At 62.3% G+C, this 25,486-nt stretch carries 25 protein-coding genes and 1 pseudogene; 17 read left to right on the top strand and 9 right to left on the bottom strand.

The window, feature by feature from the left end; genetic code table 11:
• Positions 1 to 8: 8 nt before the first annotated feature.
• The 3 genes from JQ507_28475 to JQ507_28465 form a co-directional block, all read right to left on the bottom strand.
• Entirely contained in the window at positions 9 to 2,417 is a 2,409-nt protein-coding gene (locus JQ507_28475) for a phosphoketolase family protein (protein QRI68794.1), read from the bottom strand.
• A 795-nt stretch (positions 2,418 to 3,212) separates the two neighbouring features.
• The gene (gene hemN, locus JQ507_28470) at positions 3,213 to 4,565 is read right to left on the bottom strand and encodes an oxygen-independent coproporphyrinogen III oxidase (protein ID QRI68793.1); all 1,353 of its coding nucleotides are present in this window, start codon (positions 4,563 to 4,565) and stop codon (positions 3,213 to 3,215) included.
• A 137-nt stretch (positions 4,566 to 4,702) separates the two neighbouring features.
• Positions 4,703 to 4,957: a hypothetical protein gene (locus JQ507_28465; GenBank protein QRI68792.1), complete on the bottom strand. Its 255-nt coding sequence runs from the start codon at positions 4,955 to 4,957 to the stop codon at positions 4,703 to 4,705.
• Between the two features lie 324 nt (positions 4,958 to 5,281).
• Here JQ507_28465 and JQ507_28460 point away from each other — a divergent pair, with 324 nt between their 5' ends.
• Together JQ507_28460 and JQ507_28455 are read left to right on the top strand one after the other, a co-directional pair.
• Positions 5,282 to 5,530, top strand: a complete 249-nt coding sequence (locus JQ507_28460) for a hypothetical protein (GenBank protein ID QRI68791.1) — start codon at positions 5,282 to 5,284, stop codon at positions 5,528 to 5,530.
• A 150-nt stretch (positions 5,531 to 5,680) separates the two neighbouring features.
• Positions 5,681 to 7,675: a cache domain-containing protein gene (locus JQ507_28455; protein QRI73558.1), complete on the top strand. Its 1,995-nt coding sequence runs from the start codon at positions 5,681 to 5,683 to the stop codon at positions 7,673 to 7,675.
• Between the two features lie 59 nt (positions 7,676 to 7,734).
• Here the strand turns inward: JQ507_28455 and JQ507_28450 are convergent, their stop codons facing one another.
• From JQ507_28450 to JQ507_28440, 3 genes are all read right to left on the bottom strand, one after another.
• Entirely contained in the window at positions 7,735 to 8,343 is a 609-nt protein-coding gene (locus tag JQ507_28450; GenBank protein ID QRI68790.1) for a response regulator, read from the bottom strand.
• Positions 8,340 to 9,770 carry a PAS domain S-box protein gene (locus tag JQ507_28445; GenBank protein QRI68789.1) on the bottom strand — a complete coding sequence of 477 codons (1,431 nt, stop codon included), beginning with the start codon at positions 9,768 to 9,770 and terminating at the stop codon, positions 8,340 to 8,342. Before JQ507_28445 ends, JQ507_28450 begins: the two co-directional genes overlap by 4 nt.
• 319 nt (positions 9,771 to 10,089) lie before the next feature.
• On the bottom strand, positions 10,090 to 10,446 hold the full coding sequence (locus JQ507_28440; protein QRI68788.1) for a hypothetical protein: 357 nt from the start codon (positions 10,444 to 10,446) through the stop codon (positions 10,090 to 10,092).
• A 692-nt stretch (positions 10,447 to 11,138) separates the two neighbouring features.
• Here JQ507_28440 and JQ507_28435 point away from each other — a divergent pair.
• The 11 genes from JQ507_28435 to ccoS all read left to right on the top strand — a co-directional run bounded on the left by JQ507_28435 (position 11,139) and on the right by ccoS (position 21,032).
• On the top strand, positions 11,139 to 11,888 hold the full coding sequence (locus tag JQ507_28435; GenBank protein ID QRI68787.1) for a CBS domain-containing protein: 750 nt from the start codon (positions 11,139 to 11,141) through the stop codon (positions 11,886 to 11,888).
• A gap of 431 nt (positions 11,889 to 12,319) precedes the next feature.
• Positions 12,320 to 12,547 (top strand): hypothetical protein, encoded by a 228-nt coding sequence (locus tag JQ507_28430; GenBank protein ID QRI68786.1) that lies wholly within the window; start codon positions 12,320 to 12,322, stop codon positions 12,545 to 12,547.
• 108 nt (positions 12,548 to 12,655) lie between these two features.
• A complete protein-coding gene (locus JQ507_28425) occupies positions 12,656 to 13,153 on the top strand; it encodes a hypothetical protein (protein QRI68785.1) in 498 nt (165 codons plus the stop codon).
• Positions 13,150 to 14,802 (top strand): cytochrome-c oxidase, cbb3-type subunit I, encoded by a 1,653-nt coding sequence (gene ccoN / locus JQ507_28420; protein ID QRI68784.1) that lies wholly within the window; start codon positions 13,150 to 13,152, stop codon positions 14,800 to 14,802. The genes JQ507_28425 and ccoN overlap by 4 nt, the downstream gene beginning before the upstream one ends.
• A gap of 8 nt (positions 14,803 to 14,810) precedes the next feature.
• Positions 14,811 to 15,545 carry a cytochrome-c oxidase, cbb3-type subunit II gene (gene ccoO, locus JQ507_28415; protein ID QRI68783.1) on the top strand — a complete coding sequence of 245 codons (735 nt, stop codon included), beginning with the start codon at positions 14,811 to 14,813 and terminating at the stop codon, positions 15,543 to 15,545.
• A gap of 9 nt (positions 15,546 to 15,554) precedes the next feature.
• On the top strand, positions 15,555 to 15,719 hold the full coding sequence (locus JQ507_28410; GenBank protein QRI68782.1) for a cbb3-type cytochrome c oxidase subunit 3: 165 nt from the start codon (positions 15,555 to 15,557) through the stop codon (positions 15,717 to 15,719).
• 6 nt (positions 15,720 to 15,725) lie between these two features.
• Positions 15,726 to 16,598 carry a cytochrome-c oxidase, cbb3-type subunit III gene (gene ccoP, locus JQ507_28405; protein ID QRI68781.1) on the top strand — a complete coding sequence of 291 codons (873 nt, stop codon included), beginning with the start codon at positions 15,726 to 15,728 and terminating at the stop codon, positions 16,596 to 16,598.
• Between the two features lie 96 nt (positions 16,599 to 16,694).
• Positions 16,695 to 18,152 carry a cytochrome c oxidase accessory protein CcoG gene (ccoG, locus tag JQ507_28400; GenBank protein QRI73557.1) on the top strand — a complete coding sequence of 486 codons (1,458 nt, stop codon included), beginning with the start codon at positions 16,695 to 16,697 and terminating at the stop codon, positions 18,150 to 18,152.
• A 15-nt stretch (positions 18,153 to 18,167) separates the two neighbouring features.
• Positions 18,168 to 18,668, top strand: coding sequence for a FixH family protein (locus tag JQ507_28395; GenBank protein QRI68780.1), 501 nt, complete (start codon positions 18,168 to 18,170; stop codon positions 18,666 to 18,668).
• A 10-nt stretch (positions 18,669 to 18,678) separates the two neighbouring features.
• The gene (locus JQ507_28390) at positions 18,679 to 20,865 is read left to right on the top strand and encodes a heavy metal translocating P-type ATPase (protein ID QRI68779.1); all 2,187 of its coding nucleotides are present in this window, start codon (positions 18,679 to 18,681) and stop codon (positions 20,863 to 20,865) included.
• The gene (gene ccoS / locus JQ507_28385; GenBank protein ID QRI68778.1) at positions 20,865 to 21,032 is read left to right on the top strand and encodes a cbb3-type cytochrome oxidase assembly protein CcoS; all 168 of its coding nucleotides are present in this window, start codon (positions 20,865 to 20,867) and stop codon (positions 21,030 to 21,032) included. Before JQ507_28390 ends, ccoS begins: the two co-directional genes overlap by 1 nt.
• On the opposite strand, the gene JQ507_28380 is transcribed toward ccoS, so the two are convergent.
• Together JQ507_28380 and JQ507_28375 are read right to left on the bottom strand one after the other, a co-directional pair.
• Positions 21,014 to 21,202, bottom strand: a complete 189-nt coding sequence (locus JQ507_28380; protein QRI68777.1) for a hypothetical protein — start codon at positions 21,200 to 21,202, stop codon at positions 21,014 to 21,016. The two genes, ccoS and JQ507_28380, sit on opposite strands and share 19 nt — an antisense overlap.
• Complete coding sequence (locus tag JQ507_28375; GenBank protein QRI68776.1) at positions 21,190 to 21,435, bottom strand: hypothetical protein; 246 nt, start codon at positions 21,433 to 21,435, stop codon at positions 21,190 to 21,192. The genes JQ507_28380 and JQ507_28375 overlap by 13 nt, the downstream gene beginning before the upstream one ends.
• 152 nt (positions 21,436 to 21,587) lie before the next feature.
• Here JQ507_28375 and JQ507_28370 point away from each other — a divergent pair, with 152 nt between their 5' ends.
• Positions 21,588 to 22,955, top strand: a complete 1,368-nt coding sequence (locus tag JQ507_28370; protein ID QRI68775.1) for a divalent metal cation transporter — start codon at positions 21,588 to 21,590, stop codon at positions 22,953 to 22,955.
• 97 nt (positions 22,956 to 23,052) lie between these two features.
• Here the strand turns inward: JQ507_28370 and JQ507_28365 are convergent, their stop codons facing one another.
• Entirely contained in the window at positions 23,053 to 23,337 is a 285-nt protein-coding gene (locus JQ507_28365; protein ID QRI68774.1) for a hypothetical protein, read from the bottom strand.
• Between the two features lie 185 nt (positions 23,338 to 23,522).
• On the opposite strand from JQ507_28365, the gene JQ507_28360 reads away from it, so the two are divergent.
• The 3 genes and pseudogenes from JQ507_28360 (at position 23,523) to JQ507_28350 (ending at position 25,433) form a co-directional block, all read left to right on the top strand.
• Positions 23,523 to 24,002, top strand: coding sequence for a winged helix-turn-helix transcriptional regulator (locus JQ507_28360; GenBank protein QRI68773.1), 480 nt, complete (start codon positions 23,523 to 23,525; stop codon positions 24,000 to 24,002).
• Positions 24,003 to 24,011: 9 nt separating this feature from the next.
• The gene (locus JQ507_28355; GenBank protein QRI68772.1) at positions 24,012 to 24,959 is read left to right on the top strand and encodes an AraC family transcriptional regulator; all 948 of its coding nucleotides are present in this window, start codon (positions 24,012 to 24,014) and stop codon (positions 24,957 to 24,959) included.
• A gap of 141 nt (positions 24,960 to 25,100) precedes the next feature.
• Positions 25,101 to 25,433 (top strand): annotated as a pseudogene (locus JQ507_28350) (adenylate/guanylate cyclase domain-containing protein).
• Positions 25,434 to 25,486: the final 53 nt, after the last annotated feature.

Genomic DNA, 25,486 nt, shown 5'->3' with positions numbered 1-25,486 from the left:
TTCCCCGCTCAGAGCGATTTGACGCCATCTGCGCGGTCGCGCCAAGCCCAGTCGCGGATTTCCGGCATGTCCTCGCCGTGCTCGCGCACGTAGCGAGAGTGCTCGATGAGCTTGTCTCGGAATTGTTGCTTGATGTGAGCGGCAGCGATGTCGAGGCCCGGCACGCGCTCGATCGCTTCGACCGCGAGATGGAAACGATCAAGCTGATTTAGGACGACCATGTCGAACGGCGTCGTGGTGGTGCCCTCCTCGGCGAAACCACGCACATGCAGGCCGGCATGGTTGGTGCGGTTGTAGGTCAGGCGATGGATCAGATAGGGATAGCCGTGATAGGCGAAAATCACCGGTTTGTCCCGCGTGAACAGGCTGTCGAAGTCGCGGTCGGACAGGCCGTGAGGGTGCTGCTCCCTTGGCTGCAGCGTCATCAGGTCAACGACATTGACCACGCGGATTTTGAGATCCGGCAACGCCTCACGCAAGAGATCGACAGCGGCGAGCGTTTCCAGTGTCGGAACGTCGCCGGCGCAGGCCATCACCACGTCGGGCTCGCCATTCGGCGCCTCGGTGCCGGCCCACTTCCAGATCCCGATGCCCGCCTCGCAATGGGTGATCGCCTCGCGCATCGGCAGCCATTGCGGAGCAGGCTGCTTGCCGGCGACGATTACATTGATGCGGTCATAGGTGCGTAGGCAGTGATCGGCCACCCAAAGCAGAGTATTGGCATCTGGCGGGAAGTAGACGCGCACGATGTCGGCTTTCTTGTTGATGACGAGATCGACGAAGCCGGGATCCTGATGGCTGAAACCGTTGTGATCCTGGCGCCAGACATGCGAGGTGAGGAGATAGTTCAGCGAGGCGATCGGGCGCCGCCATGGCAGCGCGCGCGAGACCTTCAGCCATTTGGCGTGCTGGTTGAACATCGAATCCACGATGTGGATGAAGGCTTCGTAGCAGGAGAAGAAGCCGTGGCGGCCGGTGAGCAGATAGCCTTCGAGCCAGCCCTGGCAAAGGTGCTCGCTCAATACCTCCATTACGCGGCCGTCACGGGCGAGGTGGACGTCGTAGGGCTCGATGCCTTCCATCCAGACCCGGTCGGTGACCTCGAACACCGCGTCGAGCCGGTTGGATGCGGTCTCGTCTGGCCCCATGATGCGGAAATTGCGCGCGACTGCGTTGAGCTTGACGACCTCGCGCAAGAACTTGCCGAGCTCGCGGGTGGCTTCGGCGACGACACCGCCGGGACGAGGGATGTCGACGGCATAGGCGCGGAAATCCGGCAGTTTGAGCTCGCGCTTGAGCAGCCCGCCATTGGCGTGCGGATTGGCTCCCATCCGGCGATCGCCCCGCGGCGCGAGTTGCTGCAACTCCGCTACAAGCCGCCCGTCGGCGTCGAATAATTTGTCGGGCTCGTAGCTCTTCATCCAGTGTTCGAGCAGTTTCAAGTGTTCGGGAATTCCACGCGGATTGGCGATCGGCACCTGGTGGGCCCGCCAGAATCCCTCGACCTTCAATCCGTCCACTTCTTTCGGTCCGGTCCATCCCTTCGGGCTTCGCAGCACGATCACCGGCCATACCGGTCGCTTGAAACCCGACGCCTGCTGGCGCGCGCCTTGCTGGATGGAGCGGATACTCGCGAGCGCGGTGTCGAGCGTGTCGGCCATCAGCCGGTGCATCGTGCGCGGATCGTCGCCTTCGACAAACAAGGCCTCGTAGCCATAGCCTGCGAAGAGATGGCGGACTTCCTCGTCCGTCATCCGGCCCAGCACCGTTGGATTGGCGATCTTGTAGCCGTTGAGGTGGAGGATCGGCAGCACCGCGCCGTCATGCGCCGGATTGAGGAACTTGTTGGAATGCCAGGACGCGGCCAGCGGGCCGGTCTCAGCCTCGCCGTCGCCGACCACGCAAGCGACAACCAGGTCGGGATTGTCGAGCGCCGCGCCGTAAGCGTGGACGAGTGCATAGCCGAGCTCGCCGCCTTCGTGGATCGACCCGGGCGTTTCCGGCGCCGCATGGCTCGGAATGCCGCCGGGGAAGGAAAACTGGCGGAACAGCTTTCGCAAGCCTTCAGCGTCGCGCGTCACCTCGGGATAGATTTCCGTGTAGGTGCCCTCGAGATAGGTGTTGGCGACCATGCCGGGGCCGCCATGGCCGGGGCCGCAGATGTAGATGACGTCGAGATCGGAGGTGCGGATCACACGATTGAGGTGCGCATAGATGAAGTTGAGGCCCGGCGTGGTGCCCCAATGCCCAAGCAGCCGAGGCTTGATGTGCTCGGGCTTCAGCGGTTCTCTCAGGAGCGGGTTCGCGAGCAGGTAGATCTGACCAACGGAAAGGTAGTTGGCGGCTCGCCAGTAGCGATCGAGCAACTCGAGATGATCCGTACGTGCTTGTTCGTTTGAAGTCGTCGTCAATTGCATGTCGTTCTCCCGAAGCAGGATTCAGGGATGATCTCGAACGCGTCCATCGGTTCCATGTTAGAGGGCCAATATGACCGGAATGGCTTGAGCCAGCGCAAACATGCGTGTCAATCCGCGCCACCGGGCTAGATTGCCTCGAAGTGGAACCTGATACTGCGAGACCCCGGTCGCGGCCACTTCCCGGAAGGGCACGTCGTGTCATGCCTGCGAATTGACGATGCTCAATGCACCGGTGCGGGTCATTGCAGATGTTGGCAGGTGTTCTCTCATTCTGACGAGCGTTGCCATGACCCACCCGGTGAAACTCCCTATCGTGCAGCCAGCGTCACGCCACGAGGACACCGCGAATGTCCGTTGCGAAGATTCCGCCGATCGCCGATGGTTCCTGGATGTTGTTGAAGACGATGATGTTCGCGAAGCCCTGGGGATACGAGCTGCACGCGCTTCTCACGCCACAACACGGAGCGGAGCTCGGGCGAAGAGCAGGACATAAGGGTACCGCGAAGCCGTCACCCATCGGCCGCCAGACCCGCAGAGGGTGTACCCACGTTCGGCCGTAGCAGCTACATGGTTGCGGGAAACATTGCTTCCCGATGGCTCCGGCGCCGCTCTTGCGCCAACTCGCGCGGAGGCAAAAAAGAGCCGGCCGAAGCGGCCGGGCATTGAGTATCGAGACAACCTCCAGGGAGAATGAGCTGCTCGTGCCAGTGAGGTCTTCAAGCATGTCACGCTTCGCCGCGATCTGAGCCAGCGCAACTTCTTCGCCGGAAATCTGTCGATCGTCCTGGAGCGTGGTCAGACAGCCCGGCTGTGAGTTGCTACCGAACGCGCGAGGTGGGCGTCGAATGCGGCGGCGACGCTGCGAACCAGGAATTCCGCTCCGTGGCTTACGAAGACCCGGCCGTCGTCCACGGTTATCGCGCCGTCTGCGATCAAGCTCTCGAGCCGTCGTCGATCGACGATCGCGGTCTGCGGATCCCGGCCGTGAGACAGGGCGATTTGCGAGAGGTCGACAGCCATGTCGCACATGACCCGCTCGATGATGTCGGCTCTGAAGCGGTCGTCATCGGTGAATGCATAGCCCTTCACGATTGCGAGTCGGTCTTCGGCGACGCAGGCCAGATAATCGCGGATCGCGACGGCGTTCTGCACGAACCCATGCGGCGTGCGTCCGATGGCGCTGGCGCCGAGGCCAATCAGCGTTTCCGCGCAATCGTCCGTGTAACCCTGGAAGTTCCGGCGCAGCCGGCCGTCCTGTTTCGCCACCGCGAGACCATCCTCCGGCAGAGCGAAGTGATCGAAGCCGATGCGCACGTAGCCGGCGCCGACGAGGGCATCTGCAATCGCTTCCGATTGCAGATGGCGGTCTGCGCTGCCGGGAAGCATGCTTTCATCGATCGCACGCTGGTGCTTCTTGAACGACGGAATGTGCGCGTAGCCGAACACCGAGAAGCGGTCGGGACGGAGCTCGATGCATTTGGCGACCGTATCCAGGCACGAATCCACGGTCTGGAGCGGCAGCCCATAGAGGAGATCGAAGTTGAGCTTGTCGATGCCGGCCCGCCGCAAACGTTCGACGCATGTTGCCGTCTGCTCGAAACTCTGCATGCGGTTGATGGCGCGTTGGACATCGGGATCGAAGCTCTGTACGCCGAGGCTTGTGCGGTTGACGCCGCTGAAGCCGAGAGCCTCGGCCATCGGCTCCGTGAGGGTGCGCGGATCGATCTCGACCGCGATCTCAGCATCAGGCAGCACGAAGTAGGAATAGCGCAGCGCGCCGACGAGGTCGGCGAACGCCTCCGGCGCCATGATCGTCGGCGTACCGCCGCCGAAGTGGATGTGTGAGACCGGGAGGCGCTGGCCGATGGTTTCGGCGACAAGATGCGCCTCGGTGCGCAAGCCAGAGGTGTAAAGGGCAATTGGTTCGTCTCGCCTCATCACCGAGGTGTGGCAGCCGCAGTACCAGCACATGGATCGGCAGAAAGGTACATGCAGGTAGATCGAGGCGGGGCGCCGTGTGGGAATGGATCTGAGCCATCTCCGATAATCTGCAACACCGATCGCGGGGCCGAAGTGCGGCGCAGTCGGATAGCTCGTATAGCGGGGAAGCCGATCCTGTCCGTATTGTCGTGCGAGATCCGAGCGCATGTCTGCCCTTTCTTTCCATGGAAAATGCAGGATCCAGCGTGTGCGAACCTTGCGTCAGGTCAATTCGACTTGACGGGATACCGCCGGCGGCGAAACCTCGTCATGCGGACGTGTTTCGCGCGAACAAGTCGTCCGTGTCAGCTCGCGACCCGCCGAGGCTCCTGCTCCAGGTCGTGTGGCACCATGCCGTAGGTCCTCAGCACCATGGTTCTGGTTTCTGGATGGCCGGTACGGACAATCGCGGCAGCCCCGGCATGACCGAATGTCTTCCACAAGTGCTTGGCGTGCTCTATCGCCGAACTGGGGTTAGCGCATTTGATCTGCTGACCTGAAACGAGCTCACGGTCGGCCCGGTCATATGGCACTGCAATGAAATGCGTGATCTCTTCCATCGATCCCTCCCTCGGATCCACTGCTCCGGTAATAGCGTGCGTTTCCTCGTATTGGCGTTCTTGATGTCGCGGCCCGGTGAGACCGGGACGCTGTGCATCAGTGCATGACACCGCAGCTGCTCCTTTGATCTAGCTCATCTGCAACGGGACGTTCGTTTTGACCTGGATCAATGCGGACTTTCTGCTTCCAGACAAAATGTCTGGTTCAAGGGAGGGGATGCCAGAATGCATTCTTCCCCCATCGTTGGATTGGAGATGGTAGTGGGAAAAGTTGTACGCTTTCCGGGATCAAGCCAGCAGCAGCATTGGGAGAGGCGGCCAGCCATGGACGCTTACCACTCCATCCAAAAGATCATGCGGATGCTCGAGCTGCAGATCGTTCAGGTCGGCGAACTCGTCGCTGCGTGCCCGGCGGGATGTGCCCGTGCGACGCTGAAGCAGCAGCATGATCAACTGCTCAAGCAGTTTGCCGTCGCGCAGGAACACTGCTTGATGATCGAGGTCGGTTCGATACCGCTCCCGACCAACGCTTGTCACCGGCCGCCGACCGGTCATCCGTCGTCCGGTTGGTGATAGCCCGGATTTGGATGCGGCTTCTTGCCGTGTCCAATCAATAAATTATCGGTCCGTTGCTGAATTCCGATAGTGCGCTTTACGTGAACTAAGTAGTGCGGCTCAATAGTCCTCATCAGTTCGGACGGGCCTTTGGCTGGTGACAAGAAAATGAAACTCAGAATCTCTCTGGCGCAGCGCATCTACGCAATCATCGGGCTCAGCCTTTGCGGACTTACCGGCCTTGCCGTTGTGCAGACGAGCTCTCTCGCAGACGCCTTGCGCGGCCAGCGGCAGAGCGAGCTGAGGCACCTTATTCAATTGGCTCTGAACATCGCGCAGGAGGAGCACGCTGCTGTCGCGGGCAGGGGAGTTGCCGACGAAACTGCTCGCCGCAATGCAGCGGCCAGGATCGGCGCGCTACGGTTCGGGAACGGAGACTATTTCTGGATAAACGATCTAGGACCCACGATGATCAAGCATCCGATCAAGCCGGAGCTCGACGGCACGGATTTGCGTGACATCAAGGATCCGACAGGCAAGCGGCTGTTTGTCGAATTTGCCGAGATCGTGAAACGGCAAGGCGAGGGGTTTGTCGACTATCAATGGCCAAAGCCGGGGCTGGATGCGCCGCAGCCGAAGCTGTCGTTTGTCGCAGGCTTTCGACCGTGGAATTGGGTGATCGGAACGGGCGTGTACATCGACGATCTTCAGGCCCAGCTCTGGGAGCAGGCCAGAAGCGTCATCATGGTCGCTGCGGCGATCGTGCTGTCCGTTGGACTGACAACCCTGCTGCTTGCCCGGCGGGTATCCGCGTCCCTTGCCACCATGACGGGCGCCCTCAACCGTTTGAGTAGGGGGGATTTCGACATGGTGCTCCCGGGACTCGAGCGGCGCGACGAGCTGGGCGACATGGCCCGCTCGATCGAACGGTTCAGGATCAAGGCTGCCGAAAAGGTGCGCGACGAGGCGAAGCAGGACGAAGAGAGGCGGCGCGCGGCCGAGGAAGCCAGGGCATCGGCGCTGCGGAAGATGGCCGAGAACGTCGAGAATGCCACCAAAGCCGCTGTCGGCGAGGTTGCGTCCGGTACGGATCGGATGGCCAGAAACGCGTCGATGATGAAGGATACGGCGCTCACGCTGGAGAGGAACAGCAGCAGTGTCGCGGCCGCAGCCGAAGAGGCGCTCACCAACGCGCAGACCGTCGCAAAGGCATCCTCACAGCTCGCCGCATCGATCTCGCGGATCGCCGATCAGGTGGGGACATCGCGTTCGTTGACGCTGGAGGCCGTGACGGCATCGACGCAAGCCCAGGCCACGATCGCCAAGCTGTCGGAAGCTGCCTCGAAAGTGGGAACGGTAACGAGCCTGATCAGCGAAATTGCCGGCCAGACAAACCTCCTGGCATTGAACGCCACGATCGAGGCCGCGCGTGCCGGAACTGCCGGCCGCGGTTTCGCGGTCGTTGCGGCTGAAGTGAAGTCGCTCGCCGAACAGACGGCGAAGGCAACGAGTGAGATTGCTCAGCAGATCGCGGAGATCCAGGAGGCGACGCATGCCTCGGTTGCATCCATGACCACCATTGGCGAGATGATCCGCAGCGTCGAATCCGTGTCGGCTGCGATCTCCGTCGCGGTCGAAGAGCAAAACATGGTCACGGCCGATATCTCGCGGACGGTCGAAGAGACCTCGCACGCTGCCCGCGAGGTCGCATCCCAGATTGCATCGGTCTCGGCAGAAGCGGTGGAAACCGGACGGCGGGCATCGGAAATACACGACGGATCGGCGGCAATCGCGGAGAATGTAACCGAGCTGCGCACGACGCTTATTCGTGTCATCCGTACCTCGACGACAGATGTCGACCGCCGGGCCGGGTCGCGTGTTGTCTTCCAGCGGGCCGGCACGCTGGCGCGTCGCGGCGAGACGAGGCGCATTGAAGTTCGTGATGTGTCGTTGGGGGCGGTGTCGATTGAGTGCGAACTGCCGGACGCAATGATCGGCGAGCCTGTCGAACTGGCGATCGACGGACTTTCATTCCGGCTTGGCGGTGTCGTGGCGCGTATGGATCGTGGCTCGGTGTTGATCAGTTTGAATCTGACAGCCGAGATCGAGCAGGAACTGACTGCGATACTCGCGGCTGAGCGAGCTCGGCCCGCCGCCGCCTAGCGGCGGCACCTCGATGTGCGAGGCTGCTCGCAAAGCCGTGCTTGCCTTGCGACCGATCTCTACAGCCCAGCTGCGATCGCGATCCGCATGAGTTCCGACATGCTGCGGACACTGGTCTTGGCCATCAGGTTTGCGCGGTAGACTTCGACCGTCCGCGGACTAATGCCGAGGTCGTGGGCGATCACCTTGTTGATCTTTCCCGCCAACAGGCCTCTCAGAACGTCGCGCTCGCGGGGTGTCAGGTCCGCGAGACGTGTCTCCGCCTGGCGCTTGGCGGTGTCGTCTGCCGGTTTGGCTGGCTGCGAGTCCAGGGCATCGCGGATTGCGTGCAGAAGCACCTCGTCCTCGAACGGCTTTTCGATAAAGTCGATCGCACCTGCCTTCATGGCCTCGACGGCGAGTGCGACATCGCCATGTCCTGTCATCAGGATGACCGGACATGCCACTGCATCGGCCTTAAGCTTGCGGACCAGGTCGAGGCCGGTCATGCCGGGCATGCGGATATCGGATACGACGCAATCGACGTTGCTTCTCCCGAAATGATCGAGGAAATCGGCGGCTGTCTCATGAGTCGTTACGGAAAAGCCGTTGACATCGAGCAGAAAGGCGAGCGAATCCCGCATCGCGGGGTCATCGTCGATAACAAGGATCGTGCGGCGCGTCGTCATGCTTCTTCTCCGTCCTCCGCAAACGGGAGGGTAAATTGAAAAACCGTACCTCCGCCGGCGTTTGGCAACGCAACGATGCGCCCACCATGGGATTCGACGATCGTCCTGCAGATCGAGAGGCCCACGCCCATCCCGTTTTCTTTCGTCGTGATGAAGGGTTGGAACAAGCGGTCAGCAACATCGGGGCTGATCCCGGGCCCGGTGTCGGCCACAATGAATGTCGCCACGCCATCCGTCTTGGTGACTCCCACCGTCAGTTCGCGGCGCGGACTGGAAGCCATCGCCTCGATCGCATTACGAACCAGGTTCAGCACCACCTGCTGGATCTGGATCTTGTCGACGATGATCGAGGGTATGTCGCGGTCGCTGCGGATCGCCACCCGAACCCCTTGCTCCTTGGCACCGAGCAGCGCCAGCGCGACGGCCTCCTCGAGCAGCGTGACCGGGCTCTCCACGGAGTGCTGGGTTTCGCCCTTGGCAACGAACTCGCGCAGGCGCTTGATGATGTTGCCGGCCCGCAATGCTTGCTGCGCGGCACGCTCGAGCGCGTCTCGAATGCGCATCGCGTCCGGCATCTCCGGGACCAACAGTGCCTTCGCGCCGCGCATGTAGTTGGTGATGGCCGATAGCGGCTGGTTGATCTCATGGGCGATGGACGATGCCATTTCGCCCATTGCGGTCAATCGGGACACATGGACCAGCTCCGATTGCAGTTCCTGAAGCCGCCGCTCCTGCGCACGACGTTCGGTGAGATCCCGGATAAAGCCGGTGAAGAAGCGCTCACCGCGTACCTTGGCTTCGCCGACGGCAAGCTCCATCGGAAAGGTCGAGCCGTCACTCCGCTCTCCGACCACGATGCGGCCGATGCCGATGATGCGTCGCTCGCCAGTTGTGAGATAGCGTTCGAGATACCGGTCGTGCTCGCCGCGATAAGGTTGCGGCATCAGGCTCGAAATGTTCTTTCCGATGACCTGGTCCGTTTTCCAGCCAAACAGGCGCTCGGCCGCCGCGCTGAACGAACGAATGCTGCCATGGTCGTCGATCACGATCATCGCGTCCGGGACGGTATCCAGGATCGACTGCAGATGGGCCTGGCGATTTCGGGCTTGATCGCTCTCCCTCAGCAGGCGGTCACCCATGAAGCCAAGGATCGGACCAAGGATCGTAAAGCACCCGATATCGATCAGATTTCCGGGCTCAGTGACCAGACTTCTGCCCAGGAACTTGGCGCTGATGAGAAGACAAAGAAGCGTGGTAAGGATCGCCGGACCGCGGCCACCGGCGAAAGCGGCAAACAGCACGGCGGGAACATAGATGATCGTGAAGGAGCGATCCTCGAAATAGTTGTCCATGCCCGCGCGCACTGCAAATACGAGGGCGACCGCTGCCGCGGCAGTGCCATAGCGGTACCAGATGCTGTCGGACATATTCCCCCGGGCAAAGCCCTCGAACCATCCAACATTACAACGTTCGAGCGCTGGAAGCCACTGGCCGCCTAATGCGGCAGGTGACGTAACCTACTTGGCCCAAGAGCGCCAGTGCGTCGGCTGCACCACGATACGCTCGACGGTCCCTGACTTCACCCAGCCACCTAGAGTCCGACGGCAGGGAAAGACGAGCTTGTGAATGGCGTTACCTTCGATGACGGCGAGCTCGAGGTCTCGATCGAAGGGGGCGGTGGCGACCCCCTCCCATGTCTCGCTGGCGCGGGCCTCCGGGCGCTCTGGAGCATCGTGTGCTGGCACGTCAGGCAGCCTCCTGAGCCGCCCGGTCGGCGCCACCGGTCCGTCGCCCAAACAGGTTGAGCTCGATGAAACCGAGCGAGCGCGCGATCTCGATCGCGTACGTTGCATCCTGCGCGGTGCGCGCCGTGACGCCCTTGGTCCAGTCCTGCAGAGCGGTGATCTTCTCTGCCACGGAGGCAGTGGAGTTGAACTTGCGGAACAGCTCCCAGGCTTCGTTTGATTCGATCTGGATCTGCTCGAACCAATGCTGATTCGCCTCGATCAGCTTCTCCGAAAATTCCGATTGTACGGCCATCGCCCGTTTCGCGGTGCTCTGGATGGCGTCGGCGATGGGAGGGGTTTCGCTGCGGTCTGTCATGTTCGACATCCTTCGTTGAGGGAGGTTCTGCTTCCCATGCTGACGGCGCTTGTATGTTGATATGTGTCAACTCGATGGCATCCGGCCCGTAGCGGCTGGCCGACAACCTAAGCGCGTTCAGACCCGATAACCGCACCGGTTCTCAGGTTGATGAAATGGACGCCGTCGCACGCTGCGCAGGAAATCGTATGCAAATCGTCTGCCACAGGTTCGGATGTGTCGCCGGGAAGCAAGCCCTGAACTCGATCACCGGTATTTGGACACAAGAATAGAATGGGGCGCCAAGCCCTTACGTCTGCCATTTGCACGATCCCGACGGATGACAACTTTCTAGCGGCGGCGCACAGCTCCGCATTGACGCAGGTCAAAGATTTCGCATGAGCGAACCAATCGGCGCGCGCGGGCTAAAGCGGTCCGCGGTTGGCAGGTTGCCAGTTCCTGCAGGCTGCCTGAGTAAGGGACGCCCTGCCGACAGGAGGATCCGGGCCAGGATCACGACAGCGATCGCGAGAACTCCGATCGAGGCGAGCAGGTTCTGCAGCGTGGTTCTCTTCTCTCGACGGGACGCCCGTATCTCCGATCAGGGGCTGCCGCGCCTCGATCCCCGTCAACAGCGGACGTTGAGAAAGATCAAAGCGAATAGACCGATTTGATGTGAGGGTTTGCTGCCAAGCCTTGAAGGGAGAACGGCAGTGCGCGCACATCAGATCATGGCGGGACATGTCATCACGGTCGGAACCGAGGCCTCCATTCTCGATGCCGCCAAGTTGATGTTGGATCATCACATCAGCGGCTTGCCGGTGGTCGATGCGGCCGGAAGGTTGGTCGGCATCCTGTCGGAAAGCGATTTCTTGCGCCGAAGCGAGATCGGCACGCAGCGCCGCCGCCCTCGCTGGCTTCGATTCCTTCTCGGCTCGGGCAGCGCGGCGACGGACTTCGTCCACGAGCGCGGACGGAGGGTCGGAGAGATCATGTCGTATGATCCCGTCACCGTGACCGAAGAAGCGCCTTTGTCAGAGCTGGTTGGGCTGATGGAGAAGAAGAGCATCAAGCGGCTGCCGGTGATGCGCGACGGGCGGCTCGTAGGCATTGTTACACGATCCGATCTGTTGCGGGCAGTAGCGTCCATCGCTCACGAGATTCCCGACCCCACGGCGGACGACAAGCACATCTACGACCGCATCGTGCGCGCGCTCGATTCTGCGAATTGGTGTCCGCTCGGTCTGCAGGTCTCGGTCCACAACGGCGTGGTGCACCTCCGGGGCGTCATCATGGACGAACGGGCCAGGCAGGCCGCTATCGTCGCCGCGGAGAATACTGCCGGCGTCAAGGAAGTGCACGATCATCTGTGCTACGTCGACACCTATTCCGGGTTCTATATCCAGTCCGCGGAAGACGAGCGGGTGGCTGCCGCCCGAGCAACGCACGGGATGGCAGGTTGACCGTCCGACTCGCAAACATGCTGATTCCATTGGCTGTGATCGCGACGATCGGTGCGGATACCTTGGGGGTGGCTGCAACACTGCTGATAATCTGCGCGATCGTGGGCTTTGCAGTCGCAGCGTCGGCATGGACCGTGAGCGGTGGCGCGGCGTCGCCACCGTCGACCCGAGCGCCGTCCCCGGACGAGGAGTCTCTCCGCAAGTAGAGCGATCTGGCCTTCGTGCCCGTCGATCTTGCCCGCCTCCATCGCATTGCAGCTGTCGTGGCGCATATGGACGGAAGCTCGCGGCGGAAGGCGCATGATTTCGATGCGTCTCTCACGATACGAAATCTGCATTTGGATCGCATTCCGTTGCGGCAGATCAAAGCGGGATACTCACTTCGATAGCAGCATCGGCAACCAAAGAATCAGCCCACATGCGAGGGTGCCATGCCGTCCTTTGATATTCGTTTCATCAAGACCGTTTGCGACGACACCGGCCACGAACACCGTGCCTGTCAGGCGGCGTTCAAGGTCGATGCCACCACGCTCTCCGCCGCCGCGCAGCTCGCCGAGGCCGACTTCTGCAGACAGAAGGGCGTTCGCGACTGGACGATCTTTGCGGATTCGATGGAGCTTCGAATGCCGTCGGCGTTGCCGTCCGCATGGGGTGGGTAGTGACCTCGGGTAGCATTCAAAGCTCAGCGAGCGTGATGGCGCGTGGTTGACTCACATCAAATCGGAATCCGAGCCATCCGCTAAGGCTGGAACGAAGGGGTGCAAAAAATGGCCGATCGACCAGTTAGCAATAGCTCGCCGCAATTCGAGAGTCTCGTCGCGCGCTTGCGAGCATTTCTCGCCCGCCGCCACGAATTCGATCTGATGACCGCTCGGGAGGTCGATGAGATTGCCCACGAGCTCAATCTTCCGGCATCGGATCTTCGAGCCTTGGCGCGCGGCCGTGGCTCGCCGGAATTGCTGTACAAGCGCCTCAAGCATGCAGGCCTGTCAGAACAAGCGCTCGCTTCGTCTCATAGTGATGTGCTGCGCGATCTGCAGCGTGTTTGTGGGCTGTGCCGTGAGACGGCGCGCTGTGCCGGCGACCTAGCGCGGGAGAGGCGCGCCAGTCCGGCAAAGTATTGTCCGAACGAATTCACCCTGACCGCGCTGAGCCGCGTTGCCAGTGCAGAGCGGCGTAGCGTCGGAATTGATGCCGATCAAGCGGATGCCGGCGAGATTGTGGTTCCCATGACGTCATCGCAGCCAAGGAAAGCCTCCACATGACCAGTCCGTCTTCTGTTGCAAAGTCGATGACGATGGGCGAAGCCGGCTTGGTATCGGGGCTGGCAGTTTTTGCGTTTGCTTGTCTCCTCGGTGCGGCGATGGGGCACGATGCAGCGTTCAGCTTTCACGCGGCGCTTGGCTGCGCTGCCAGCCTGATATCCGTGATCGTGATCGGCAACCGCTACCTTGATCGTCCGGCCGAACCGCCGCCGGCTGAGATCGGTGGGCGCCCCAATTACAATCTCGGGCCGATCAAGTTTGCTTCCGCGATGGCGATGTTCTGGGGGATCGCGGGCTTCACTGTGGGTCTGATCATCGCGATGCAGCTGGCGTGGCCGGCGCTTAATCTCGATCTGCCCTGGACGACATTCGGCCGATTGCGGCCGCTGCATACGTCTGCCGTGATCTTCGCATTCGGCGGCAATGTCCTGATCGCAACGTCTTTCTATGTCGTGCAGAAGACCTGCCGCACGCGCCTTGCCGGCGACCTGTCGCCCTGGTTCGTCGTGGTCGGCTACAACTTCTTCATCTTGATCGCCGGCACGGGCTACCTGCTCGGCGTGACTCAGTCGAAGGAATATGCCGAGCCGGAATGGTATGCCGATCTTTGGCTGACGATCGTCTGGGTGACCTATCTGCTCGTGTTCCTGATGACGCTGGTGAAGCGCAAGGAGCCGCACATCTTCGTCGCGAACTGGTTCTACCTTGCGTTCATCATCACGATTGCGGTGCTCCATCTCGGAAACAATCCCGCATTGCCGGTCTCCTTCCTCGGCTCGAAATCCTACATCGCCTGGGGCGGCGTGCAGGATGCGATGTTCCAGTGGTGGTACGGCCACAACGCGGTCGGCTTCTTTCTGACCGCCGGCTTCCTCGCGATCATGTACTACTTCATCCCGAAGCGGGCGGAGCGTCCGGTCTATTCCTACCGGCTGTCGATCATCCATTTCTGGGCGCTGATCTTCCTCTACATCTGGGCCGGTCCGCATCACCTGCACTACACGGCGCTACCGGACTGGGCGCAGACGCTCGGCATGACCTTCTCGATCATGCTCTGGATGCCGTCCTGGGGCGGCATGATCAACGGCCTGATGACGCTGTCGGGAGCCTGGGACAAGCTGCGTACCGATCCCGTGCTGCGTATGATGGTGGTGTCGGTCGCGTTCTACGGCATGTCGACCTTCGAAGGTCCGATGATGTCGATCAAGGTGGTCAACTCGCTGAGCCACTACACCGACTGGACGATCGGGCACGTGCATTCGGGTGCGCTTGGTTGGGTCGGCTTCGTCTCGTTCGGCGCGCTCTACTGCCTGGTGCCCTGGCTGTGGAACCGCCAGCTCTACAGCCTGAAGCTCGTCAACTGGCATTTCTGGATCTCGACCATCGGCATCGTGCTTTACATCTCCGCGATGTGGGTGTCGGGGATCCTGCAGGGCCTGATGTGGCGCGCCTATACGTCGCTTGGCTTCCTCGAATATTCCTTCATCGAATCCGTCGAGGCCATGCACCCCTTCTACATCATCCGTGCCGCCGGCGGCGCGCTGTTCCTGGTGGGCGCCCTGATCATGGCTTTCAATCTCTGGATGACGGTCAATGCCGGCCAAGCCAGCGAAACCGAGGGGGCCGGTGCCCTCCAGCCCGCCGAATAGGTCGCGCAATGTCTCTCTGGAACCGACACAAGATCTTTGAGAAGAACTCGATCATCCTGATCGCCGGCATTCTCGCCGTCATTGCCATCGGCGGGCTCGTCGAGATCGCGCCGCTGTTCTACCTGAAGAGCACGATCGAGGTAGTTGACGGCGTGCGCCCCTATACGCCGCTCGAGCTCGCCGGTCGCAACATCTATGTCCGCGAGGGCTGCTATCTCTGTCACTCGCAGATGATCCGGCCGCTGCGCGACGAGGTCGAGCGTTACGGCCACTATTCGCTCGCTGCGGAAAGCATGTACGACCATCCGTTCCAGTGGGGCTCCAAGCGAACCGGGCCGGACCTCGCACGCGTCGGCGGCAAGTATTCTGACGATTGGCACGTCACGCATCTGATCAATCCGCGGTCGATCGTCCCGCAATCGGTGATGCCCGGATATCCTTCGCTCGCAAGGACGGAACTCGATCTGTCCGACATCGCGGCCCATCTGCGGACGAGCCGCGCGATCGGCGTACCCTATACCGAAGAGCAGATCGCCAATGCGGCCGCCGATCTGAAGGCGCAGACCGATCCCGACGGCCCGGGCTCCGACGCGTTCCAGAAGCGTTATCCGAAGGCCCTGGTCCGCAACTTCGACGGCAAGGCCGGCAATCCGACCGAACTCGACGCGCTGATCGCCTATCTGCAGATGCTCGGCACGCTCGTCGACTTCAAGCTCTACAACGAAAAAGCCAACCTGCGCTGAGGGGCGAGCATGAAAGCGATCATTCAAATCGAGAGCCTGGCGTCGAACCTGATCAGCACGCTTTGGACGCCCGTCTTCGTTGGAATCTTCATCGCCATCGTCGCCTACGCGCTTTGGCCCCGCAACAAGGCCCAATTCGACGCCGCAGCCCGCATGCCGCTGCGTGAGGACTGACCGATCATGAGCGAGCACGACGAGATTGACCGCGTTTCCGGCCGCAGCACCACCGGTCATGAATGGGATGGCATCAAGGAGCTCAATACGCCGCTGCCGCGGTGGTGGGTCCTGACATTCTATGCGACGATCATCTGGGCGATCGGCTACTGGATCGTCTACCCGGCCTGGCCGCTGGTCTCGGGCTACACCACGGGGCTGTTCCAGTATTCGACGCGCGCGAGTGTCGCGACCGACCTTGCCGATCTGGAGAAACTGCGCGGCGAGAAGATGGCGGTTCTCGGCAGCGCGTCGCTCGCCGACATCGAGAAGGATCCGGCCCTGCTGGCGCTGGCTCGTGCACGCGGCAAGACCGTGTTTGCCGACAACTGCGCGCCTTGCCATGGCAGCGGGGGTGCCGGTGCAAAGGGATATCCCAACCTGAACGACGACGACTGGCTGTGGGGCGGCACGCTCGATCAGATCATGCAGACGATCCAGTTCGGCGCACGCTCGGGGAACCCCAAGGCGCATGAGGGGCAGATGCTCGCGTTTGGCCGCGACGGGGTTCTCAAGAAGGACGAAATCGTCACGGTGGCCAACTACGTGCGTTCGCTGTCCGGCCTTTCCACGGCGCCCAAGTTCGACGCGGCGGCGGGCAAGAAGATCTTCGCCGAGAACTGCACGAGCTGCCACGGTGAAGACGGCAAAGGCAACCAGGAGGTCGGCGCGCCGAACTTGACCGACAAGATCTGGCTCTACGGCTCCGACGAGGACACGCTGGTCGAAACCATCACCAACGGCCGTGCCGGCGTCATGCCAGCCTGGGTGGGTCGTCTGGACCCGGTCACCGTCAAAGCGATGGCGGTCTACGTGCACTCCCTGGGTGGCGGCAAGTAGCCGCCTCCCGCGCCGATCCGGGGGCCGTTGATCGAGGTCAATTGGCACCCGGCGCAGGAATGTAGGCTGCAATCGAAGCCTCGTTCGAGCAGACCGATGAACAAGCCCGTGTCGCCTGATGAACTCATAACCGACGAAGACGGGCCGCTCTACGCGCCCCGCAAGAAAGTGTACCCGCAGAGCGTGTCGGGCCGGTTCCGCTCGATCAAATGGCGGCTGATGGCCGTCTGTCTCGGCATTTACTACCTGCTGCCTTTCGTACGCTGGAATCGAGGCCTCGGCGCGCCTGACCAGGCGGTGTTGATCGATTTTCCAAACCGCCGTTTCTATTTCTTCTTCATCGAGCTGTGGCCGCAGGAGGTTTACTACTTCACCGGCCTGTTGGTGCTGGCTGCGCTGACCCTGTTCTTGATGAATGCCCTGGGCGGTCGAATCTGGTGCGGTTATCTGTGTCCGCAGACGGTCTGGACCGATCTGTTCTATGCGGTCGAGCGCCTGGTCGAAGGCGACCGTCGCGCGCAGATGAAGGCCGATTCCGGACCGATGACCGCGCGTCGCGCCGGTCGCCGGGTGCTGAAGCACGCGATCTGGCTGATGATCGCCTGGTGGACCGGCGGCGCCTGGGTGCTCTATTTCGACGATGCGCCGACGCTGGTGCGCAATCTGGCGACGTTTCAGGCTCCGGCGATTGCCTATGTCTGGATCGCGATCCTGACTGCATCGACCTATTTGCTGGCGGGCTACATGCGCGAGCAGGTCTGCGTCTATATGTGCCCGTGGCCGCGCATTCAGGCCGCCCTGACCGACGAATGGGCGCTCAACGTCACCTACAAGTATGATCGCGGCGAGCCGCGCTGCTCGGTGAAGAAGGCGTTCGACATCCGTGCGCTCGGCGACAAGGCAGGCGATTGCATCGATTGCAACCAGTGCGTTGCCGTATGTCCGACCGGCATCGATATCCGTGATGGCGCACAGCTGGGCTGCATCCAGTGCGGCCTGTGCATCGATGCCTGCGACGCCGTCATGACCAAGGTGAGCCGCAAGACCGGCCTGATCGGATACGACAACGACATCAATGTGCAGCGCCGTATCGGCGGCATGCAGGAGGTGTTCAAGCCGGTGCGGGCGCGAACCGTCGTTTACGCCGGCCTGATCACCGTGGTCTGCGCCGTCATGCTCTACGCCTTGATGTCGCGGACGCTGCTCGACGTCAACGTGCTGCACGACCGCAATCCGATCGCCGTGCGGCTCAGCGATGGGGCGACCCGCAACGGTTACACCTTGCGGTTCCTCAACAAGCGCGGTTTCGATCGCGTGATCGCGATCGATGTCGACGGCCCGGCCGAGGCCAAGCTTCACGTCATCGGCGCAGATTCCGTCACGCCAGACCGGCCGATGATCATCCTCGGCCGCGACGCCACCACCGAACTCCGTGTGCTGGTGACGGCGCCGTTCGATGAAAAGGCCGAAAAGTCCGTGCCGGTCACCTTCCGCGTCACAGATATCGGTCTTGGAGAAGTGGCGTCCGCAACCGACCATTTCGTTCTCCCATAACGGCGGAATTCAATCATGGCAGCCACAAGCTCAACCGCGCGACCCATCACCGGACGCTTCGTCCTGATCACGACGGTCGCGTTCTTCGCAGTCGTCATCAGCGTCAACATGGTCATGATGCGGTTCGCCATCACGACGCTGCCGGGCACCGAGGTCGACAGCGCCTACAGCGCCAGCCTCGCCTATCAGCGCGAGATCTTGGCAGCGCGGCAGCAGAACGAGCGCGGCTGGCAAGTCCAGGCGCATATCGAGCGGCGGCCCGACGGCGCTGCCGCAGTCGCAATCGAAGCGCGCGACCATGCCGGCGCGCCACTGGCTGGACTGAACTTTCTCGCCCGTCTCCAACGCCCTACCGATCGGCGTGCTGACCGGGCGATCGAGGTCACCGAAGCGGGCTCGGGAAGTTTTCATGGCCGCGCAGAAGGCATCAGCGCGGGGCAGTGGGACCTCGTGATCGAGGGCGATGCCGAAGGCCGGCGCATGTTCCTGTCGAAGAACCGCGTCGTCCTGAATTGAGGGTGGCCCCATGCAGGCGGAGATCGATTTTTCACATTACCTGAAGAGCGCGGGCGGCGGGCTCATTCATCTCGATCTCGCGGTCGAAGGCATCAACTGCGCGGGCTGCATGGCCAAGATCGAGCGCAACCTGTCGACCATTCCGGACGTCACTTCCGCCCGCGTCAACCTGACCGACAGTCGTCTGGCGCTGGAATGGAAAGCGGGCGCGCTCGATCCGGCACTGTTCGTGAACAGGCTCGCCGAACTCGGCTACAAGGCCTATCCGTTCCAACGCGATGATGCCGAAACATTGGAAGCGCAGCGCGCGCAGGGCTTGTTGCGCCGGTTGGGTGTCGCCGCCTTCGCGGCAATGAACGTGATGATGCTGTCGATCCCGGTGTGGTCCGGCAACGTTTCGGACATGTTGCCGGAGCAGCGCGACTTCTTCCACTGGCTGTCGGCGCTGATCGTGCTGCCGGCGGTGGCCTATTCGGCTCAGCCCTTTTTCACCTCGGCACTGTCAGCGCTGCGGGCGCGCGGCGTCAACATGGACGTGCCGATCAGCATCGGCATCGTATTGGCGTTGGCGACCTCGGTGATCGAGACCATCAATCATGCCGAGCATGCCTACTTCGATGCGGCGATCATGCTGGTCGCGTTCCTGCTCGCCGGTCGCTATCTCGATCAGAACATGCGGCGGCGCACTCGCGCGTTTGCCGGTAACCTCGCGGCCTTGAAGGCGGAGACGGCGACGAAGTTCATCAGCCCAACCGAAATCAGCACGGTTCCGGCGGCCGCGATCCGGCCGGGCGACATCGTGCTGTTGCGGCCCGGCGAGCGCTGCGCGGTCGACGGTAATGTGATCGAAGGGCGATCGGAGGTCGATCAGAGCCTGATTACGGGCGAAACCTTGCCGTCAATGGTCGCGCCCGGCAGCGCGGTGTTCGCTGGTACGCTGATCCGCTCCGGCACGTTGCGCGTCCGGGCGTCCGCGGCCTCCGGCGGCACGCTGCTCGATGAAATATCCCGGCTGCTCGATCGCGCGCTGCAGGCGCGTTCGCGCTATCTGCGGCTCGCGGAGCGGGCATCGAGGCTGTATGCCCCCGTCGTGCACGCGACCGCATTGCTCACGATGCTGGGTTGGCTGGCCTACGGCGCGAGCTTTCATGACTCGATCGTGACGGCGATCGCAGTCCTGATCATCACCTGTCCTTGCGCGCTGGGCCTTGCCATTCCGACGGTGCAGACCGTTGCGTCAGGCGCGCTGTTTGGTTCCGGGGTGCTGCTCAATGCCGGCGATGCGATCGAGCGCATCGCCGAGATCGACCGGGTGATCTTCGACAAGACCGGAACCCTGACCCTGCCGGAGCTCGATGTTGCCAATCTCGCTGAGATTCCCGAGGACGTCGTGCGGCTCGCTGGACGTCTGGCGCTGTCGAGCCGCCACCCCGTTGCCGCCGCAGTCGCGCGCCACGCCGGAGCGGCGGCGCCGCTGCCGGACATCCAGGAAGAGCCGGGCCAGGGTGTTCACGGCCTTCATGACGGACGTCCGATCCGGCTGGGTCGTCCGTCATTCTGTGGCGCCGGCGAACTCGCCAACGAGATTCTGTGCAACGACCCGGAAGCCTCAGTCGTCGCGTTCAGCTATGGCGAGAGCAGATACGCCTTCGCGGTTCGACAACGGCTGCGGCCAGACGCGGCCGAGGTCGTGGCTGGGTTGGTCCGCATGGGCATCGCCGTTGAGATCGTGTCAGGGGACCGCGAGCCTGCGGTCCAGCTCGCGGCCAAGATGCTCGGCGTGCACGAATGGCGTGCCGGGGTCTCCCCGGTCGACAAGATCAGTCGGATCGAGCAGTTGGTGGGTCAGGGCTGTAGGGTGCTGATGGTCGGCGACGGTCTGAACGATGCGCCGGCATTGGCTGCGGCACACGCCTCGATGTCGCCGGTTACGGCCACGCATATGAGCCAGGCGGTGGCTGATGCGGTGTTTCTCGGCGATCGTCTCGCGCCGGTGCTGGCGGCGGTCAAGGTGTCTCGCAGGGCGCTCCGGTTGATGCGACAGAACCTCTCGCTTGCCGTCGTCTACAACGTTCTGGCGGTACCGATCGCGATCGCCGGGCTGGTCACACCTCTGATCGCCGCGGCGGCGATGTCGGGCTCGTCGGTCATCGTGATGCTCAATGCGCTGAGGGCGCGTGCGAGGGAGGTGGTCTGATGGAAGTTCTGATTATCCTGGTGCCGCTTGCTCTTGCGTTGGGCTTTGTCGGCCTGCTCGGCTTCCTCTGGTCGCTGAAGAGCGGACAGTATGACGACCTTGACGGCGCGGCCTGGCGAGCCATCGCTGACGACGAGCCGGCGAGCGATCACGGCCGATCCAGATAGTGAAAATACACCAGTGAGGCTGCAGCTGCGATGGTCAGCGCCGTGCAGGCGAGCGCCAGCAGCAGCGTCCAGTTGGTCCGTCGACCGGATTGTGCGGCTCGTTGCCGCAAGAGCAGAACGGAAGCCAACCTGCCGATGGAGGCGAGCCGGGCCACGGTCAGCAACAGCACATCGGCAGCACGTCGGCCTGCCAATAGCGCCAGTGCGTCGGCGACGTCGACACGGCCTGCATTGTGCTTAGATTGAACAATCCGTCCACGCGCCGGATGCAGGGGAAGCCCAACGGATGTCGCTTGTCGTCGATCACGGCGAGCTCGATCACGCAGTCGAACGGGGCGGACGCAATGTCCTGCCATCCCAAAACACTGAACCAGCGTTGGACCGAGCTGAAGAGGTGCTGCATGTCCCGGGCTTCCTCTGAACAACAACCCGAACTTTGGCATGACTGATCATCCGGGGCGTTGATCTGGCGCAATCCGGATGGCGGCGCTTGACGCGGCTCAATTCCTCTCCCGGTGCGGCAAGCTATAGAAGCAGCGAAAGCTGGGAGCAGGCATGCAGCGTGTACGACGACGTGCCGACAGGCTAGGGATCATCGACGCAAGCAGGCCGAAGTTGCCCGCGCGGCGTGGCACTATCGCAAACCTGTCCGACGTCCTCCAGTCTGGCCGCGCGCGCCTCAAGGCCCATCCGCTGGCGCGGCTGGGTCCGGGGCTGATCACCGGCGTCGCTGACGACGATCCCAGCGGTATCGCCACCTACTCCCAGGCGGGAGCGCAATTCGGCACGGGCATGCTGTGGACGATGCCGCTGGCGTTTCCGCTCATGGCGGCGATTCAATCCATGTGCGGGCGGATCGGCAGGGTCACGGGCCGGGGCCTGGCCGCAAACATCAAGGCCGAGTTCCCGCCGGTCGTTCTCAAGGGCGTCGTTCTCCTTCTATTGATCGCAAACACCATCAATATCGGGGCCGACGTCGCGGCCATGGGCGAGGTCGGCGAGCTCGTGAGCGGGCTCAATGCGCATGCGATGGCCGTGGCCTTTGTCGTCACGACACTCCTGCTTCAGGTCTTCGTTCCGTATCATCGCTACGTCTTCTTCCTGAAATGGCTAACCCTTTCGCTCCTTGCCTATGCGGGCGTTCTGCTCACCGTTCACGTGCCCTGGGGACAGGTGCTCCGAGATACCGTATGGCCGAGGTTGCCATTCACGGCGGACAGCGCGGCTGTCGTCGTCGGCGTCTTCGGGACGACCATCAGTCCGTACCTGTTCTTCTGGCAGGCTTCCGAGGAAGTGGAAGATATGCTGGCGCAAGGCAAGGCGGGGCTCGTGTCCGATTCTTCTGCTGCATCGAAAGAGTTACGGCGCATCCAGTGGGACACCTGGAGCGGCATGTTCTATTCCGACATCACCGCTTACTTCATCATTCTGGCGACCGCCGTGACGCTGCATGTGGCGGGAATCACGAACATCGAGACCGCGGCGCAGGCGGCGAGCGCGTTGCGGCCGCTGGCCGGAGATTTCGCCTTCATCCTGTTCGCAATGGGCATCGTCGGCGTCGGCCTGATCGGCGTGCCGGTCCTTGCAGGATCTTCGGCATACGCGCTCGCGGAAGCGATGGGGTGGAATGAAGGCCTCGAGAAGGAGGTGCGGGACGCGCGGGCCTTCTACGGCGTGATCGCGTTCAGCGTCATCGCCGGATTGCTCATTCAGTATTCGCCGGTCAGCCCGATGAAAGCGTTGTTCTGGAGCGCCGTGATTAACGGTGTTGTCGCCGTGCCGCTGATGGCCGTCATCATCCTGTTGGCATCGAAGCGTTCGGTGATGGGACCGTATGTCTCAGGTTGGGTAACGGTGCTGCTCGGCTGGATCGCAACCGTCGTGATGGGGGTGGCGGCCGTCCTGATGTTCGTGCTCCGTTGATCGAACCGATGGCCGCTATCGCATCGTCGATCTATCCGGCGGTGGGGCCGCTCGGTGATCGCCGGTCGCCTCCGCTGCCGCTCGTGGCGGCACCGCATCAGATATCGCCGAGTCTACACCAGGCGAGGTCGATCAAGGTGCTTACCCGCGCAGATTGGGATTGCAGCTTTTCCCGGCTCTCTTCGTCCTCGATCTTCTCGATCATGATCGACGTTCGCGCGTGGCTTATCTGAAGGGCAAAAATTGCTTCCTGAAGCGCTTCCCGCGCCTTCTGTCGCCGGGCACTCCAGAGCTCGGATGCGTCGACAGGCTTTGCGCAGTGCGTCAGTGGTCGTTCGGGCAGCTGCCGCTTGCGTCGATCAAGTCTCACGATGTCCGGCATTTGGGTTTCTCCCCTGGCACGCATTCGGTGCTGACCTCGTTGCAGGGGGATATTGAGCGAGCTGTCTTAATCGGCCAATCAATCAGATTATCGGAATCCGGCAAGATCATGGAATCTTGTGCTTAACCATTTAAAAACGGCATATGCATATAAATTCAAGGTATATGCCTATAAAAGGATTCTTGATGACGCACGACATCTCGCCGACGCCTGAGGAACTCGCCGCTGTCGGCAGTTGTTGCGCCGCATTCAATGTCCGGAAGGCGAGCCGTGTGATCACCCGGCTCTATGCCGAGGCCTTCGCGCCGGTCGGGCTGGAGCCGACGCAATTCATGCTGCTCGTAGCCTGTGCGCGGCAGGCGACCGTGACCATGGGGGCTCTTGCGGGGAGGATGTCGATGGATCCGAGCGCGCTCGCTCGCAACGTCACGATCCTCGAGCGCCGCGGTCTGGTCAGGATCGTGCCGGGAGCAGACCGCCGCGTGCGCGACATCTCGATCTCAGCCAAGGGCCGGAAAACCTTGTCCCGCGCGCTGCCGCGCTGGAGGGATGTGCAGGCGAAACTGGCCGGACAGGTCGGCGAGGACAGCTTCCGGTCGGCGGTCGAACTGATGAAGGGAATTGTACGCTCGAGCGAGGCGTTGCTCGACCACCCGATTTCGTAGGAGCCCACGATGCCTGTCCGTTGGATCGATCCTTCGCCGGTGCTGCGTGTCGAACGCTTCAACAGCTTCGATGAGTTTCGTCCCAATGATGTCATCGGCGGAATGAGAAGCACGCCGCTGGATTCGTCGCCTATCTCGGCTTCGCGGAGTATCCTTGCGCTTCCTGACTGCCTTCTCGTGCTGCAGCGATCGTTCGCCCGGCGGATGGAGGGAGATCTCGGAGCAAATCGCGGGGTTGGGCTCGTCATTCCTCTCGCCTTCCATGCAACGATGAACGGCAACGCGGTTGGCGATTCCACGATCGGGGTCATCCGTGGTCGGGTGCCCGTCGACGTCGTCGAACGGCATGCGAACACCTATCTCATGCTGCGATTCGGTTCCGACATGAGCAATCGCGGATGGGCCGAGTTCGATGGGGGAATCGAGCTGTTCAGGCTGGCGCCGGCGAAGATGCTGGCGCTGCGATCGGCGATCCTGGACATGTTTTGCCTGGCTTCCGGCTGCAGGGATCTCAGGGAATTCGAGTTGTTGAGCGGGCAACTGCAGGAAACGCTCATCGCCGGGCTCGACAACGCCTTGGTCCAGGATAGCGTCAAGCGGGTGCTTCCCGGTTCGTTCGACCGGCATCGGAAGCTCGTCGAGCGCCTGGATGAACTGGTGGCGGCTGTCGGGGAAGCCGACCTCTACAGCACCGGTCTCGCACAGACGCTCGGCGTTTCCGTTCGGACGCTCCAGACTGCCGTGCAGCACATTTGCGGCGTCAGCCTGCATCAGCACCTTCGGTCGAAGCGGATGTGGTCGGTCCGCAAGCTCCTCGTCAAAGGAAGTCCGCTCCTGACCGTGACCGCGGCCGCGCGTGCCAACGGCTTCTGGCATCTGAGCGACTTCGCCAGATGTTATAGCCGCGCATATGGCGAGATGCCCTCGGAAACCCTCACACGGGCGCGCGGGGCCTGAGGCGGCAGGCGGGCGGGCCTGACGCCGTCAGGCCGCTCGTCCAAGGTACTCCCGATGGCATCTGCGGAGCCGCTATGGCGGCTTGGGCGACATCCCCTGATTTGCTAGACTGGCGGTAAGGCAACCGGGCAGATCGTTCAGATGGACGTGCCAGGACCAGAGCGCCGGCTCGCTGCGGTCCTCGCCGCCGACATGGTCGGCTTTAGCCGCTTCATGGAGGCTGACGAGACGGGCACCCTTGCGCGCCTGAAGACCCATCGAATCGAGCTGATCGATCCGGCCATCGCCAAGAATCGCGGCCGCATCATCAAGACCACCGGCGACGGCATGCTGGTCGAATTTCACAGCGTCGTCGATGCGGTGCTGTGCGCGGTCGAGGTGCAGCGCCGGATGGCCAAACGCAATACCGACGTCGCGCCGGCGCGGTGGATGCAGTTTCGCATCGGCATCAATCTCGGCGATGTGATCGTCGACGGCGCATCACGCGGCCCGACCACACCCATCACGCGTTCCTCGCCGCAACCCTG

Source organism: Bradyrhizobium sp. PSBB068 (assembly GCA_016839165.1).
In the GTDB taxonomy this organism is placed as follows: Bacteria; Pseudomonadota; Alphaproteobacteria; order Rhizobiales; family Xanthobacteraceae; genus Bradyrhizobium.
Note: the sequence above shows the minus strand (reverse complement) of the source record. Positions and strands in the feature narration are given on the sequence as shown.

What these genes read in the sequence shown, in the direction of transcription:
- ccoO (QRI68783.1), top strand. Translation starts at nt 14,811, where the DNA reads ATGTCTCTCTGGAACCGACACAAGATCTTTGAGAAGAACTCGATCATC.
- JQ507_28465 (QRI68792.1), bottom strand. Translation starts at nt 4,957, where the DNA reads ATGGAAGAGATCACGCATTTCATTGCAGTGCCATATGACCGGGCCGAC.
- JQ507_28410 (QRI68782.1), top strand. Translation starts at nt 15,555, where the DNA reads ATGAAAGCGATCATTCAAATCGAGAGCCTGGCGTCGAACCTGATCAGC.
- JQ507_28450 (QRI68790.1), bottom strand. Translation starts at nt 8,343, where the DNA reads ATGACGACGCGCCGCACGATCCTTGTTATCGACGATGACCCCGCGATG.
- ccoP (QRI68781.1), top strand. Translation starts at nt 15,726, where the DNA reads ATGAGCGAGCACGACGAGATTGACCGCGTTTCCGGCCGCAGCACCACC.
- ccoG (QRI73557.1), top strand. Translation starts at nt 16,695, where the DNA reads ATGAACAAGCCCGTGTCGCCTGATGAACTCATAACCGACGAAGACGGG.
- JQ507_28360 (QRI68773.1), top strand. Translation starts at nt 23,523, where the DNA reads ATGACGCACGACATCTCGCCGACGCCTGAGGAACTCGCCGCTGTCGGC.
- JQ507_28390 (QRI68779.1), top strand. Translation starts at nt 18,679, where the DNA reads ATGCAGGCGGAGATCGATTTTTCACATTACCTGAAGAGCGCGGGCGGC.
- JQ507_28445 (QRI68789.1), bottom strand. Translation starts at nt 9,770, where the DNA reads ATGTCCGACAGCATCTGGTACCGCTATGGCACTGCCGCGGCAGCGGTC.
- JQ507_28425 (QRI68785.1), top strand. Translation starts at nt 12,656, where the DNA reads ATGGCCGATCGACCAGTTAGCAATAGCTCGCCGCAATTCGAGAGTCTC.
- JQ507_28365 (QRI68774.1), bottom strand. Translation starts at nt 23,337, where the DNA reads ATGCCGGACATCGTGAGACTTGATCGACGCAAGCGGCAGCTGCCCGAA.
- ccoN (QRI68784.1), top strand. Translation starts at nt 13,150, where the DNA reads ATGACCAGTCCGTCTTCTGTTGCAAAGTCGATGACGATGGGCGAAGCC.
- JQ507_28355 (QRI68772.1), top strand. Translation starts at nt 24,012, where the DNA reads ATGCCTGTCCGTTGGATCGATCCTTCGCCGGTGCTGCGTGTCGAACGC.
- JQ507_28475 (QRI68794.1), bottom strand. Translation starts at nt 2,417, where the DNA reads ATGCAATTGACGACGACTTCAAACGAACAAGCACGTACGGATCATCTC.
- hemN (QRI68793.1), bottom strand. Translation starts at nt 4,565, where the DNA reads ATGCGCTCGGATCTCGCACGACAATACGGACAGGATCGGCTTCCCCGC.
- ccoS (QRI68778.1), top strand. Translation starts at nt 20,865, where the DNA reads ATGGAAGTTCTGATTATCCTGGTGCCGCTTGCTCTTGCGTTGGGCTTT.
- JQ507_28395 (QRI68780.1), top strand. Translation starts at nt 18,168, where the DNA reads ATGGCAGCCACAAGCTCAACCGCGCGACCCATCACCGGACGCTTCGTC.
- JQ507_28370 (QRI68775.1), top strand. Translation starts at nt 21,588, where the DNA reads ATGCAGCGTGTACGACGACGTGCCGACAGGCTAGGGATCATCGACGCA.
- JQ507_28375 (QRI68776.1), bottom strand. Translation starts at nt 21,435, where the DNA reads ATGCAGCACCTCTTCAGCTCGGTCCAACGCTGGTTCAGTGTTTTGGGA.
- JQ507_28455 (QRI73558.1), top strand. Translation starts at nt 5,681, where the DNA reads ATGAAACTCAGAATCTCTCTGGCGCAGCGCATCTACGCAATCATCGGG.
- JQ507_28440 (QRI68788.1), bottom strand. Translation starts at nt 10,446, where the DNA reads ATGACAGACCGCAGCGAAACCCCTCCCATCGCCGACGCCATCCAGAGC.
- JQ507_28460 (QRI68791.1), top strand. Translation starts at nt 5,282, where the DNA reads ATGGACGCTTACCACTCCATCCAAAAGATCATGCGGATGCTCGAGCTG.
- JQ507_28430 (QRI68786.1), top strand. Translation starts at nt 12,320, where the DNA reads ATGCCGTCCTTTGATATTCGTTTCATCAAGACCGTTTGCGACGACACC.